14 protein-coding genes are annotated in these 12,581 nt (G+C 59.4%); 8 read left to right on the top strand and 6 right to left on the bottom strand.

Translation table 11 applies throughout. The features are described 5' to 3' along the window. Positions 1-90: 90 nt before the first annotated feature. Complete coding sequence (locus tag E8L22_RS00475; RefSeq protein ID WP_136523341.1) at positions 91-642, top strand: methylated-DNA--[protein]-cysteine S-methyltransferase; 552 nt, start codon at positions 91-93, stop codon at positions 640-642. Positions 643-909: 267 nt separating this feature from the next. Here the strand turns inward: E8L22_RS00475 and mazG are convergent, their stop codons facing one another. From mazG to tgt, 3 genes are all read right to left on the bottom strand, one after another. Then, positions 910-1,704, bottom strand: coding sequence for a nucleoside triphosphate pyrophosphohydrolase (gene mazG, locus E8L22_RS00470; RefSeq protein ID WP_136523340.1), 795 nt, complete (start codon positions 1,702-1,704; stop codon positions 910-912). Between the two features lie 67 nt (positions 1,705-1,771). Further along, a complete protein-coding gene (locus E8L22_RS00465; RefSeq protein WP_136523339.1) occupies positions 1,772-2,119 on the bottom strand; it encodes a c-type cytochrome in 348 nt (115 codons plus the stop codon). A 9-nt stretch (positions 2,120-2,128) separates the two neighbouring features. Further along, complete coding sequence (tgt, locus tag E8L22_RS00460; protein ID WP_136523338.1) at positions 2,129-3,235, bottom strand: tRNA guanosine(34) transglycosylase Tgt; 1,107 nt, start codon at positions 3,233-3,235, stop codon at positions 2,129-2,131. Between the two features lie 440 nt (positions 3,236-3,675). On the opposite strand from tgt, the gene E8L22_RS00455 reads away from it, so the two are divergent. The 6 genes from E8L22_RS00455 (at position 3,676) to E8L22_RS00430 (ending at position 10,222) form a co-directional block, all read left to right on the top strand. Further along, positions 3,676-4,341, top strand: coding sequence for a succinate dehydrogenase cytochrome b subunit (locus E8L22_RS00455; protein WP_136523337.1), 666 nt, complete (start codon positions 3,676-3,678; stop codon positions 4,339-4,341). A 9-nt stretch (positions 4,342-4,350) separates the two neighbouring features. Continuing rightward, on the top strand, positions 4,351-6,264 hold the full coding sequence (locus E8L22_RS00450) for a fumarate reductase/succinate dehydrogenase flavoprotein subunit (RefSeq protein ID WP_135870542.1): 1,914 nt from the start codon (positions 4,351-4,353) through the stop codon (positions 6,262-6,264). Next, positions 6,264-7,004 (top strand): succinate dehydrogenase/fumarate reductase iron-sulfur subunit, encoded by a 741-nt coding sequence (locus E8L22_RS00445; protein WP_136523336.1) that lies wholly within the window; start codon positions 6,264-6,266, stop codon positions 7,002-7,004. Before E8L22_RS00450 ends, E8L22_RS00445 begins: the two co-directional genes overlap by 1 nt. Positions 7,005-7,263: 259 nt before the next feature. Further along, complete coding sequence (locus tag E8L22_RS00440; RefSeq protein WP_136523335.1) at positions 7,264-7,572, top strand: hypothetical protein; 309 nt, start codon at positions 7,264-7,266, stop codon at positions 7,570-7,572. Positions 7,573-7,785: 213 nt separating this feature from the next. Beyond that, positions 7,786-9,465: a PAS domain-containing protein gene (locus tag E8L22_RS00435; RefSeq protein ID WP_136523334.1), complete on the top strand. Its 1,680-nt coding sequence runs from the start codon at positions 7,786-7,788 to the stop codon at positions 9,463-9,465. A 19-nt stretch (positions 9,466-9,484) separates the two neighbouring features. Beyond that, entirely contained in the window at positions 9,485-10,222 is a 738-nt protein-coding gene (locus tag E8L22_RS00430; protein WP_136523333.1) for an alpha/beta hydrolase, read from the top strand. Positions 10,223-10,309: 87 nt separating this feature from the next. On the opposite strand, the gene E8L22_RS00425 is transcribed toward E8L22_RS00430, so the two are convergent. Then, entirely contained in the window at positions 10,310-10,810 is a 501-nt protein-coding gene (locus E8L22_RS00425) for a rubrerythrin family protein (RefSeq protein WP_136523332.1), read from the bottom strand. A gap of 209 nt (positions 10,811-11,019) precedes the next feature. On the opposite strand from E8L22_RS00425, the gene E8L22_RS00420 reads away from it, so the two are divergent. After that, positions 11,020-11,604 (top strand): exopolysaccharide biosynthesis protein, encoded by a 585-nt coding sequence (locus E8L22_RS00420; protein WP_136523331.1) that lies wholly within the window; start codon positions 11,020-11,022, stop codon positions 11,602-11,604. Here the strand turns inward: E8L22_RS00420 and E8L22_RS00415 are convergent. Together E8L22_RS00415 and E8L22_RS00410 are read right to left on the bottom strand one after the other, a co-directional pair. Further along, a complete protein-coding gene (locus E8L22_RS00415) occupies positions 11,597-11,932 on the bottom strand; it encodes a cupin domain-containing protein (protein WP_136523330.1) in 336 nt (111 codons plus the stop codon). The two genes, E8L22_RS00420 and E8L22_RS00415, sit on opposite strands and share 8 nt — an antisense overlap. A gap of 53 nt (positions 11,933-11,985) precedes the next feature. After that, positions 11,986-12,462, bottom strand: a complete 477-nt coding sequence (locus E8L22_RS00410; RefSeq protein WP_136523329.1) for a tRNA (cytidine(34)-2'-O)-methyltransferase — start codon at positions 12,460-12,462, stop codon at positions 11,986-11,988. Between the last annotated feature and the right edge of the window lie 119 nt (positions 12,463-12,581).

The following is a 12,581-nucleotide window of genomic DNA, read 5'->3' as shown; positions in this document are numbered from 1 at the left end:
GCTGGAAAGAAAGGGGGACGAAATGGTATCGTCTCCCTTGTTCTTTGTGGCATGTCACGGATCTTGCGCGTTTTTTTATGGAGTCGAACTATGAAACAGGAAGCAGCAGCCACCGCCTGGAGCATTTACGAGAGCACCGCAAGTTTCGGCCTTGTCGCGGCAAGCAGGGAGGGGCTTTTGGCCCATCATCTTCCCTACGGCCTGAAGACTCGCGCCGATGCGCTTGAAGCCGCCTCCATGTCACATCCGCTGGCGAAAGAGGGGAGCGATCTGACCCGCGCAGCGGCCGTACTCCTTGAGCGCTACTTCCGCGGCGAGCAGATTGATTTCGACCTCCCACTGGACCTGACCTGCTTCACCCCTTTTCAGCAGGAGGTCTACCGGGTGGTCGCAGCGATACCGTACGGAACGGTGCAAAGCTACGGAGAGGTGGCCGGCGCCTGCGGAACACCGAGGGGGGCGCGGGCCATCGGCGGCGCCATGGCGAGGAACCGGCTGCCGATCATCATCCCCTGCCATCGAGTGGTCGGGGCGAGCGGAGTCATGACCGGATTCACCGCCCCGGGAGGGATCGACTCCAAGCGTGAGCTTCTCATGATGGAAGGGGTAAATGTCGCGGCGGGAGGGGGCGTGATTCGGTAGATTTCCTACACTTATGCACAGGATTTCCACTGTAGCTTTAAGCCTAATTAGGTGGACCTAATTTTGTTGGGGGTAATAATCCTCAAATGTATACAGAAATTTGTAAGTAGCTGTTTTTTCGTTTGAATATCAGCGTGGCCAATATTTATGCAGAACGCGGAAAGTGCTTAAAAGGCGTAGGTTTCTAAAATTGTCAACACCGTTATCCACACCTTTTCCACAAAATGTGTGGATAATTCTCTGGTCCTTCAAAAAGATTAACTAGATTCAACGTTTCTCCATTTTCTTGGCCTCTTCCCAGAGCCGGTCCATCTCCTCGAGGCTCGTGTCCTGCAGCCGTTCCCCCCTGCCGTGCAGGGTGTCCTCGATGTGGCTGAAACGCCGGGTGAAACGCTGGATGGTCTTTCTGAGGGCTTCCTCCGGGTCGATGGCGAGGAACCTCCCCAGGTTCACGATGGCGAAGAGGAGGTCGCCCAGCTCCGATTCCATCTCCTGCTGATCCCCGGCGGCCATCGCCTCCTGGAATTCGTGCAGTTCCTCCATTACCTTGGCGAAGACCTGGTCCGTGTGCTCCCAGTCGAAACCGACCCGCGCCGCCTTTTCCGTGATCTTCTGCGCCTTCATGAGCGCAGGGAGGTGCGGCGGGATGCCGGAAAGGGCCGATTTCCGCTCGTCCCCCTTTTCCCCCTTCTTGATCTTCTCCCAGTTCTCCACCTGCGCCGCGCTGCTTTCGATCACCTGGTCACCGAAGACGTGGGGGTGGCGGCGCACCAGCTTCTCGTTGATGGCGTCGAGCACCTCGTCCATGGTGAAGGCGCCGCGCTCCTCGGCGACCGCAGCGTGGAAGACCGGCTGCAGGATCAGGTCCCCCAGTTCCTCCTTCAAAAGCGCGTCGTCCTTGGCGTCGATCGCCTCGATCACCTCGTAGGACTCCTCCAGGAGGTAGCGCTTCAGGGAATCGTGGGTCTGTTCGGCGTCCCAGGGGCATCCTCCCGGTGCGCGCAGCCTGCGCATGATGGTCATGAGTCGGTCGAAGCGGTCTTGAGTGGTTTCGGTGGACATGGATGGTTCTCCGGAAGGAATTATTCCCTCCCCCGGCGGGGGAGGGCAGGGGAGGGGGAGTCTGGAACTACTTGAGCCCGCTCAGGTAGTCGACCAGCGAATCGATCTGTTTCTTCGAGAAGGTGTCGTAGGGGGGCATGGTGGTGCCGGGATAAACCTTAGCCGGCTCCCGGATCACCCGTTCCAGAAAGCGGCGGTCGCGCGCGCTCCCCACGTGAGTGAGCACGGGGCCGACCGCTCCCCCCTTGTCTCCGACCATGTGGCAGTCCCGGCAGCGCTCGTTGAAGAGTTCCTCCCCGTAAAGTTCCAGCTGTGCCGGGGACTTCTTCTGCTGCGTAGCCTGCGTCTCCTCGTGCCTGGAACAGCCGGCGGCTAGCGCGGTCGCCATAACCGCTACGAGTAGGCACCTTTTCATGGCGGCCTCCTATTTACCTTTCATGTAGGCGGCGAGGAACTGCTGCTTGTACTCGACGAAGCGGTCCTCCTCGATCGCGGTCCGGATCTCGGACATCATGTTCAGGTAGAAGTGCACGTTGTGGATGCTCGCAAGGATCGCCGAGAGCACCTCGTTCGAGGTGAACAGGTGGTGCAGGTAGGCCCTGGTGAAGTTGCGGCAGGTGTAGCAGGTGCAGTTCGGTTCGACCGGGTAGAAGTCGCGCCGGTAGTTCTTGTTCGTGAGCCTGATGCGGCCGCGGTTGGTGAAGAGGGTGGCACTCCTCGCGTAGCGTGTCGGGATGACGCAGTCGAACATGTCCACGCCGCGTTCGACGCTCTCGAGGATGTCCTCGGGAAGGCCAACGCCCATGAGGTAGCGCGGCTTGTCCTCGGGAAGATGCGGCGCCGTGTAGCCGACCACCTGCTTCAAAAGTTCGAGCCCTTCGCCGACGGAAACCCCGCCAATGGCGTAGCCGGGGAAGTCCATCTTCACGAGCGCCTTGGCGCAGCGCTTTCTGAGGTCCTCGAAGACGCTTCCCTGCACGATGCCGAAGAGGTACTGGTTCTCGCGTTTGTGCGCGTCGCGGCACTGCTTCGCCCAGCGGATGGTCTTCTCGGTGGAGCGCTCCGCGTAAGCCTTGTCGCAGGGGTAGGGGATGCACTCGTCGAAGTTCATGATGATGTCGGCGCCGAGCGCCTCCTGGATGGCGACCGCCTTGGCCGGGTCGAGGAAGATCTCCTCGCCGGTGTCCTCGTGACGGAAGAAGACACCCTCCTCGGTAATCCGTTTCTTCGGCAGGGAGAAGACCTGGAAACCGCCGGAGTCGGTGAGGATCGGGCCGTCCCAGCACATGAACTTGTGCAGCCCTCCCGCCTTCTCCACCAGTGCCTCGCCCGGGTGCAGATGCAGATGGTAGGTGTTGGAGAGGATGATCTGCGCGCCGGTCTCTTTGACCTGGGCGGGCGTCATCGCCTTCATGGCGGCGTGGGTTGCCACCGGCATGAATATAGGAGTCTGGATCTCGCCATGTGCGGTTTTTACTACGCCCCGGCGCGCGGCGGACCTTTTGTCTTTCTTCAGTAGTTTGTAAATCATGAACCTTCCATTGCTTATTGTGTTTTACTGCGGACCGTTATCCTAATTAGCAGAGAGGGGTGTAAAAAGCAACAGCAACGCCGCGTAAGCGGAATTTCAAAACATGGTTAGTGTGATTTAGAGGTGGCTAACTTGCTTGAACCATTAATTGTATGCTGTATACAAAAAACTGTTGCATTTTCGTATAACGGCATTTAATATGCGCGTCTATCAACCCGCCGATTTTTGTGCTATAGATACCATCCGCAGATGCTCATGTGAATTTAATAAAAGGAGAAAAGCTATGCAGACACTGATCCCGTGGCGAGGTCCTCCATCCCCTGAAGCGGAAGCCGCGAGTCCGCCCCGTCATCGGGTCTTCGGGACTTGTACTCCTCCGGTGTACGCAAGCATTTCCACCATCTGATTCAATAGATAAAAAGGCAAAGGGACAAAAAAACATGCGAATCTTAACTAGCTCTGTGGGAAGAAAGATCCTGATGTCCATCACGGGTCAGCTCCTGATCCTCTTCATCCTGATCCATCTGATCGGCAACTCCACCATCTTCTTCGGCCCCAACGGCATCAACGCCTATGCTGAGCACCTGCATAGCCTGCCGCCGCTCGTCTGGGCCTTCCGCCTCTTCATGGGCGCAGCCATCGCCGTTCACATCTGCTACGGCGTAATGCTGACCCTGGAGAACAAGGCTGCCAACCCCGGCGCCTACGCGGTGAAGAAAAACCTCAAGGCGAGCTTCGCCTCCGAGAACATGATCTGGACCGGTCTGCTCGTTCTGGCCTTCATCGTGTACCACCTGCTCCAATTCACCGTCCATGGCACCCCCGACGTCGTCATCGGCCTCGACTCCGCAAACCGTCCGGACGTATTCAGGATGGTCGTCACCAGCTTCGGCAACGGTCTCATCGCCCTGGCTTACGTCTTCGCCATGATCATGCTGTTCCTCCACCTTTCCCACGGCATCCCGAGCTTCCTGCAGACCATGGGTTGGAACAACGAGAAGACCATCCCGGCCTTCGGCACCGGCGGCAAGGTGATCTCTGCCGTTCTCATGCTCGCATACATCTCGATTCCTGCCGTCATCCTGGCTGGCTTATTGAAACTTTAGGGGGTTCAAGTGATACTCGACGGAAAATGTCCGAAAGGACCGATTCAGACCTCGTGGGACAGGCACCGCTTCGACCTGAAGCTGGTTAACCCCGCAAACAAGCGTAAGTACAAAGTTCTCGTTGTAGGCACCGGCCTGGCCGGTGGCGCAGCCGCGGCTACCCTGGGTGAGCTCGGCTACAACGTCGAGGCCTTCTGCTACCAGGATAGCGCGCGCCGCGCCCACTCCATCGCAGCACAGGGCGGCATCAACGCCGCGAAAAACTACCCGAACGACGGCGACAGCATCTACCGTCTTTTCTACGACACCATCAAGGGTGGCGACTTCCGCGCCCGTGAGGCTGACGTCTGGCGTCTGGCCCAGGTGTCCAACAACATCATCGACCAGTGTGTCGCCCAGGGCGTTCCGTTTGCCCGCGACTACGCAGGCTACCTGGACAACCGCTCCTTCGGCGGCGCCCAGGTCTCCCGTACCTTCTACGCCCGTGGCCAAACGGGTCAGCAGCTCCTTCTGGGCGCCTACTCGGCTCTTTCCCGCCAGGTGAAGGCCGGCACCGTGAAGCTCTTCGCCCGCACCGAGATGCTCGACCTGGTCGTGGTTGACGGCGAGGCCAAAGGCATCACGATCCGCGACCTCATCACCGGCGAGATCCGTACCCACGTGGGTGACGCCGTGGTGCTCTGCACCGGCGGTTACGTCAACGTGTTCTACCTCTCCACCAACGCGATGGGCTGCTCGGTCACCGCGAACTGGCGTGCCCACAAAAAGGGCGCCTTCTTCGCCAACCCCTGCTACACCCAGATCCACCCGACCTGCATCCCGCAGCACGGTGAGCACCAGTCCAAACTGACCCTCATGTCCGAGTCGCTCAGAAACGACGGCCGCTGCTGGGCTCCGAAGAAGAAGGGGGACAACCGTCACCCCAACGACATCCCGGAAGATGAGCGCGACTACTACCTGGAGAGGAAATACCCCTCCTTCGGTAACCTCGCTCCCCGCGACATCGCCTCGCGCGCTGCTAAAGAGCAGTGTGACGACGGGCGCGGCGTCGGCCCCGGCGGCCGCGGCGTGAACCTCGACTTCTCCGACGCGATCAAGCGCGTGGGCGAGCACACCATCCGCGAGCGCTACGGCAACCTCTTCGAGATGTACGAGAAGATCACCGACGAGAACGCGTACAAGCAGCCGATGCGCATGTACCCGGCACCGCACTACTCCATGGGCGGCCTCTGGGTCGACTACAACTGCGAGAGCAACGTACCGGGCCTCTTCGTCCTGGGTGAGGCGAACTTCTCGGTCCACGGCGCGAACCGCCTGGGCGCTTCCGCGCTCATGCAGGGCCTGGCCGACGGCTACTTCGTCATCCCCTACACCATCGCGAACTATCTGGCGAAGACCAAGCCGGGTGCCGTGAAGGCGGACCACCCCGAGTGCAAGAAGTCGGTTGAGGACGTTAAGTCCTACAACAACCGCCTGCTCAACATCAACGGCAAGAAGACCGTCTCCGAGTTCCACCGCGAGCTGGGCAAGATCATGTGGGAGAACGTCGGCATGGCGAGGAGCGAAGAGACCCTCAAAGACGCCATCAAGCGCATCCCGGCCCTGCGCGAGGAGTTCTGGAAGAACGTCAAGGTCACCGGCAAGGGCGAAGAACTGAACCAGCAGCTGGAGAACGCCGGCCGCGTGGCAGACTTCCTCGAGTTCGGCGAGCTGATGGCGAAGGACGCCCTGCACAGGAACGAGTCCTGCGGCGGTCACTTCCGCGTCGAGCACCAGATGCCCGACGGCGAGGCGAAGCGTGACGACGAGAACTACTGCTACGTTGGAGCCTGGGAGTTCAAAGGTGTCGACAAGGAGCCCGAACTGCACAAGGAGCCGTTGACGTTCGAGAACGTTCATCTGGCGGTAAGGAGTTATAAATAATGAACCTCACACTACACGTATGGCGCCAAAGTGGCCCCAATCAGCCGGGTAAGCTCGAGCAGTACGATGCCAAAAACGTAAGTCCGGATCAGTCCTTTCTCGAGATGCTCGACGAAGTGAACGAGCAGCTGATCAAGGAAGGTAAGGATCCGATCGTATTCGACCACGACTGCCGCGAAGGTATCTGCGGTATGTGCTCCCAGGTCATCAACGGCGTGCCGCACGGCGGTCAGGAGCGCACCACCGTCTGCCAGCTGCACATGAGGAACTTCAGCGACGGCGACACCATCTACATCGAGCCGTGGCGCGCTCTCGCCTTCCCGATCATCAGGGACCTGATCGTCGATAGGAGCGGCCTCGAGAAGATCATGCAGGCCGGTGGCTACACCTCCTGCCATACCGGCGGTGTTGCCGACGGTAACGCCATCCTCGTGCCCAAAGTGGATGCCGACTACGCCATGGACGCCGCCGAGTGCATCGGCTGCGGCGCTTGCGTCGCCGCCTGCCCGAACGGCTCGGCGATGCTCTACACCTCCGCCAAGGTGGCGCAGCTTGCCGCCCTGCCGCAGGGCAAGGCTGAGGCTGCACAGCGCGTCTGTGCCATGACCGACGCGATGCAGGAAGCAGGTTTCGGCAACTGCTCGAACCACTACGAGTGCCAGGCCGCCTGCCCGAAAGGGATCAACGTCAAGTTCATCGCAAGGCTGAACCGCGAGTACCAGAAGGCGTTGTTCAAGTAACAAGCAGCATACGCAGCAAACAAGGGGCGGAGGGGAAACCTTCCGCCCTTTTTATGTTCGTGGTCACGGTGAGCTTGCACGGCCCGGTCATGGCAAGGCCCTTACCCGCCTCTTTGAGCACTTTCATCCAAAACCTGTGTCTTTCCACCGAGACAACTGGACTACTGGTGGGGATAGGGTGCGGCAACGGTCTCATTGTGCTTGATTCCTGCGCCGCTTTGTCTTAATTATCCCTGGTAAGCAAAGACCGGGAGCCGCAATGGACCAGCATCTGACCTACATTTTCGCCGCCAACATCTTTCTCACCTTCATCGACGCCACCGTCGGCTACTATGCCGCACCGGCGGTCGCCCTGCTTGTCGGAACCGACGAGGAGGAGGTCGGGCGTACCGTCCTCAGTGTCCGGCGGCTTCTGTCCTGGGTCGTCACCCTGTACATGTTCTTCAACTGCCTCGCCTATTTCGACAACAAGGAATGGCTTTTGTATTTCACCACTGCAGTCCTTGCCGTGGATATCACGGCCCAACTTCTTCTTTTCCGCAAGGTGATCGGGCGCAGAGGGCGCTGAAACCGGAGGAGAAGCAAGAGGATAAGTAACTGTTGCTGTGCCTTTCTCTATGATGGTTGTTATTGCTTAATTTAACTCTTTATCAATTTGAGTTAATGTGTTAACTTTGCGGTTCGTTTGCGACATCAGCGGACGCCCGAGGCTAATATGAGCTGTAGAGCATCTTCCATCGCAAGATTGAAGGCCTGCATATGGCGTGATGGGGCAGCCAGTATGGAACTGGTTCTCTTCGGAGTACTGTGCCTGATGGCCGCCGTTGTCTCCCTTTTTGTCATAATGCCGGCTAACTACCTGCAGTCTCTCCCTCTCTCCATAAATGTGCTGCTTGCCTTTTTCGCCGTCCTTGCTCTGATTCTCTTCCGTAAATCCTGCCGGGGGCGGTGCCACCCTAAGGTGCTGTTCTATCTGCTGCTTGCCCTGCTCAACTTGGTCTGGTTTCCCAATGGAGCATCCCACGGAAGCATTCCGTTCTTCTTTTTCTGCATCGTCATGTACGTCCCCATCTTCTTCCGTGGCAGGGAACGCTGGGTATTGGTCGCCATCGCCATTACGGACATCATCGCGCTGCTCGTGCTGGAACTACGTTTCCCGGGGTGGGTGGTGCCTTTCCGATCGGACGCTGATCGGATCGCGGACCACGTGGTAGGGCTGGTGGTGACGGCCGGTGCCTGTACCACCATGCTTTGGGCCCTGCTCAGAAGGTACGATCAGGAACAAGAGCGCCTCGTGTCGGTGAACGACGAACTGCAGCGGACCCTGCTGGAGAGTGCGCTCGTGGAGAGCGCGCTGCAGCAAAACCGTGAAGTACTGAACGCCGTGATCGAGGGAACCACCGATGCGGTTTTCGTGAAGGATGTGAACGGCCGCTACCTCCTCTTTAACAAGGCGTCCACTCATATGACCGGAAAGTCGCTGACTGAGATACAGGGCAAAGACGACACGGAACTGTTCCCACCCGAAGTGGCGCAGCGGGTCATGGAGGAGGATCAAAGAGTACTGTGCAACAACGTGATCCGCGTCGTAGAACACATGCTGACGCTGCCCAACGGCGAGCGCGTTATGGTCGAGGCAACCAAAGGACCGCTACACGACAAGGAAGGAAACGTGGTCGGGGTCTTCGGGATCAGTCGCGACATCACCCAGACCCGCAGGATGGCCGAGGAACTGAGGCTGCTGAACGAGGAGTTGGAGCGGCGTGTCATCGAGCGCACCGCCCGGCTCGAGGCTGCCATGAAGGAGCAGGAAACCTTCAGCTATTCCGTATCGCACGACCTGCGCGGGCCGCTGCGCCACATCAACAGCTACACCTCCATCGTGCTTGAGGAGTACGGCTCCCACCTCCCTCCCGATGGGAAGCAGTACCTGGAGCGGGTCTGCGCCTCGACCCGCAGGATGGGAACCCTGATCGACGACCTGCTGGAACTCTCCCGCATCGGGCGCTCGGAAATAAACAAGGTGCCGGTTAACTTAAGCGAGGTCGCCCACTCCGTAGGGAGCAAGCTTCAGGATGCCGAGCCGCAGCGCCGGGTGGAGATACTGATCGAGCCGGACCTGGAGGTGCACGGTGACCGGGGGCTTTTGGAGCAGATGCTGGAAAATCTCGTCGCCAATGCCTGGAAATACTCAAGCGTGCGGGAGTTGGCCCGGATCGAGGTGGGGCGCAGCGGGGGGGGGATGAAGGATACCTTCTTCGTGCGCGACAACGGCGTTGGGTTCGACATGGCCTACCAGAACAAGCTTTTCGGAGCATTTCAGCGGTTGCATGGTTCCGAATTTGAAGGGACGGGAATCGGGCTCGCCACGGTGAAGCGGATCGTCGAGCGGCACGGTGGCAGTGTGTGGGCCCACGGGGTGGTCGACGAGGGCGCAACCGTCTATTTCTGCCTCCCCTGATCGTGTCGCGGGAGGGGTCATGCTCAGATTGCTCAAACTCCTTCTGGTCTGCCTGGTGGCGCTTGTGCTGAGCGCCATGGCCTGGCAGCGGCAGCTTCTCTACTTCCCCACCCATCATGACCGGAACAACGGTCTCATCCCGTGGCGCGATAAGGGCGAGCTCCTCGGGTTTTATCGTCCGGCCGCGACCCCGGGCAACGTCTGGCTCATGACCCACGGCAACGGTGGCCAGGCAAGCGACCGAGCTTACGCCATCCCCTCCTTTTCCCGCACGGATGCGGTCTACATCCTGGAGTATCCGGGGTACGGCCTGCGTCAGGGCACCCCTTCCAAAGAGAGCATCAACGAGGCGGCCAAAGAGGCCTACCTGCTTTTGCGGCAGCAGTATCCCGATAGACCGGTCTGCGTGGTGGGAGAATCCCTCGGCAGCGGCCCGGCTTCCTTTCTCGCCACGGCGACGCCGCCACCCGATAAAATCGTCCTCATTGCGCCTTTTGACAAGCTGCACAGGGTAGGGCAGTACCACTACCGGTTTCTCCCGGTACGCCTGCTTCTGGCGGACGACTGGGACAACGTGAAGTCGCTCCAGGGATACCAGGGAAAGGTGGAGATCTTCGGCGCGAAGAACGACGAGGTCATCCCGGCGCGGTTCGCAAGGACCCTGGCTAAGAGCAGGCCGGGAACGGTTTTTCAAGAGATACCCGGGGGGCATAACGACTGGGCGACACCTGGGCGGGTCAGCATCAGGAATCCCTGACGGGCAAGGGAAAGGAAGATCGTCTCGGTAGGGGCGTTTGTGTGAAAAAGAAAGGGCGCAGCCGATGCCGGCCGCGCCCTCGTCGCGTTATGCGATCCTGGAGAACTTTTCCTTAGGCACCAGGCAGATGGCGCACTTGTCTGGCGCCTCGTCGTACACCGTGTTGCCGCAGACTTCGCAGACATAGATCGGGCGGTCCGCCAGATCGACACCGTTTTGCACGGCGCCCAGCGCCTGCTGGTACAGGTCGTGGTGTATCTCCTCTACGGCGAGGGCGAACTTGAAGGAGTTCTCCGCCGCGCGATCTCCTTCTTTTCTTGCCTGCTCGAGAAACGGCGGGTACATCTGCTGGAACTCGAAACCTTCCCCTTCGATGGCTTCCTTGAGATTTTCCACCGTCCCCTTGATCCCACCCATCGCCCGCAGGTGCGCGTGGGCATGCACCGTCTCGGCATGTGCCGCGGCACGGAACAGTTTCGCTACCTGCGGCAGCCCCTCCGCCTCGGCTTTCGCAGCAAAGGCAAGGTATTTACGGTTTGCCTGACTCTCCCCGGCGAACGCCTCGGCAAGATTCTCCTTAGTCGACATCTCTTCCTCCCTGTTATGAAAATGTGCTGTTTGAATATAGACAGAGATCTTCCACAGTCAAGGAACGGAAACATTATATTTATCTGATATGTATACGGTTTTTGACAGGATGGGGGCTGGTGGAGGTTCTTGACATTGGTCGCATCCAATGTAATCTGCGAAAGGCTGTATAAGGGGGCGCTTTGACGGCGGCATGAGAGAGGCTCCGCATGGCGAGAGAGATCAACAACCTTCAGGATATGCTGGACCGCATCAACCAGTCGGCCGACGACGAGGGACGCGTCTCCTTGGGGCAGATAGTGGAGTCGGTGGGGGATCGATCCTTCGGACCTTTGCTGCTCATGGTGGGGGTAATCGCAGCCTCCCCGATCAGCGGCATGCCGGGCGTGCCTACCACGATGGGGATCTTCATCTTGCTGATCGCAGGGCAGCTCTTTTTTCGCAGGGAACACTTCTGGCTACCGAAATGGGTTCTGCGGCGCTCGCTGGCCAAGGAGAAGGTGCACACGGCGGTGCAGTGGTTGCGTCCCTCAGCCCGTTTCATCGACCGCTGGCTGAGGCCGCGCATGTCCGCGCTGATCCAGGGTGGGAGCACCTACCTCATCTCGTTTGTCTGTGCAGTCATAGCCGTCGTCATGCCGATGATGGAGTTGGTCCCTTTCTCCGCCCACGGCGCCGGGCTGGCCCTCACAGCTTTCGGCCTGGCGCTCATTTCTCGCGATGGTCTGCTGGCCCTCATCGCCTTTGCCGTGACCGCCGTGAGTTTCGGCGTGGTTATCTACCAGTTCAACTGACGCCGCCCGGAAGGTACTCCTTGCGCACGGGTGAGAACACCTCGATCGCCACCGAGTCTTCGAGGATCTCGGCGCGATGCTCGGCCCCTCCCGCAATGCACCAGCTATCCCCCGGCTGCACCTCGTGCGGAACACCGGCTATGGTCAGTCTGATCTGTCCGCTCACGAGGTATCCCGTCTGCTCGTGCGGGTGGCTGTGCATCGGCAGCAGGGCTCCCCTTCCAAGCAGGAACTCGACCATCAGCGTCTTTTCGCCGTGCACCAGCGTCTTCTGCATGATCCCCGGCAGGACTTCTTGATAACCTTCACCGCGCTTCTTTTCGAACATCCGTCTCTCCTTTTCAGATTGCACCTCCTCCCGGGCCCGGCGGGGGAGGGGAGCTACGCCCCTTGCAGCGCTCCGGTCTGTCGCAGCGCCTCGTAAAGCACGATCCCCGCCGAGGTGGAGAGGTTCAGGCTGCGCACCTTGCCGATGATCGGGATCCTGACCGCCGTATCCGGGTTGGCCGCGATGAGTTCTTCGGGAAGCCCTTTGGTCTCCTTGCCGAAGACGATGAAATCGCCCGGGAGGAAGGAAAACTCGACGTAGCTCTTGTCCGCCTTCTTGCTGGTATAGACGAAGCGCCCCTCGGGGAAGGAGGCCGTCAGGGCTTCCAGGTTGTCCCAGTAACGGATGTCCACCTCGCTCCAGTAGTCGAGCCCGGCTCGCTTCAGGTAGCGGTCGTCCGTGGAGAAGCCCAGTTTCCCCACCAGGTGCAGGATGGTTCCGGTTGCGCCGCAAAGCCTCGCTATGTTTCCCGTATTGGGTGGTATCTCGGGTTCGACCAGCACTATGTGAAACGGTTTCTGCAACGCCATCGGTCACCTCTATTAGGATTAATCAGCAGGGTAAAAAACAGGGCTCTGTCAGAGCGAAAAAACGTCCTCAGAGGAGCGTTTTTTACCATGGAAAATGAGCTCGAGAAACAGTGTTTATA

The organism is Geomonas ferrireducens, assembly GCF_004917065.1.
Taxonomy (GTDB): domain Bacteria; phylum Desulfobacterota; class Desulfuromonadia; order Geobacterales; family Geobacteraceae; genus Geomonas; species Geomonas ferrireducens.
This window is presented reverse-complemented; position numbering and strand designations above follow the sequence as displayed.

Bases quoted from the DNA above. Each gene is read 5' to 3' on its own strand.
- tgt (WP_136523338.1), bottom strand. From the start codon at position 3,235: ATGATTTACAAACTACTGAAGAAAGACAAAAGGTCCGCCGCGCGCCGG.
- E8L22_RS00475 (WP_136523341.1), top strand. From the start codon at position 91: ATGAAACAGGAAGCAGCAGCCACCGCCTGGAGCATTTACGAGAGCACC.
- E8L22_RS00420 (WP_136523331.1), top strand. From the start codon at position 11,020: ATGGCGAGAGAGATCAACAACCTTCAGGATATGCTGGACCGCATCAAC.
- E8L22_RS00410 (WP_136523329.1), bottom strand. From the start codon at position 12,462: ATGGCGTTGCAGAAACCGTTTCACATAGTGCTGGTCGAACCCGAGATA.
- E8L22_RS00455 (WP_136523337.1), top strand. From the start codon at position 3,676: ATGCGAATCTTAACTAGCTCTGTGGGAAGAAAGATCCTGATGTCCATC.
- E8L22_RS00465 (WP_136523339.1), bottom strand. From the start codon at position 2,119: ATGAAAAGGTGCCTACTCGTAGCGGTTATGGCGACCGCGCTAGCCGCC.
- E8L22_RS00440 (WP_136523335.1), top strand. From the start codon at position 7,264: ATGGACCAGCATCTGACCTACATTTTCGCCGCCAACATCTTTCTCACC.
- E8L22_RS00445 (WP_136523336.1), top strand. From the start codon at position 6,264: ATGAACCTCACACTACACGTATGGCGCCAAAGTGGCCCCAATCAGCCG.
- E8L22_RS00415 (WP_136523330.1), bottom strand. From the start codon at position 11,932: ATGTTCGAAAAGAAGCGCGGTGAAGGTTATCAAGAAGTCCTGCCGGGG.
- E8L22_RS00425 (WP_136523332.1), bottom strand. From the start codon at position 10,810: ATGTCGACTAAGGAGAATCTTGCCGAGGCGTTCGCCGGGGAGAGTCAG.
- E8L22_RS00435 (WP_136523334.1), top strand. From the start codon at position 7,786: ATGGAACTGGTTCTCTTCGGAGTACTGTGCCTGATGGCCGCCGTTGTC.
- mazG (WP_136523340.1), bottom strand. From the start codon at position 1,704: ATGTCCACCGAAACCACTCAAGACCGCTTCGACCGACTCATGACCATC.
- E8L22_RS00430 (WP_136523333.1), top strand. From the start codon at position 9,485: ATGCTCAGATTGCTCAAACTCCTTCTGGTCTGCCTGGTGGCGCTTGTG.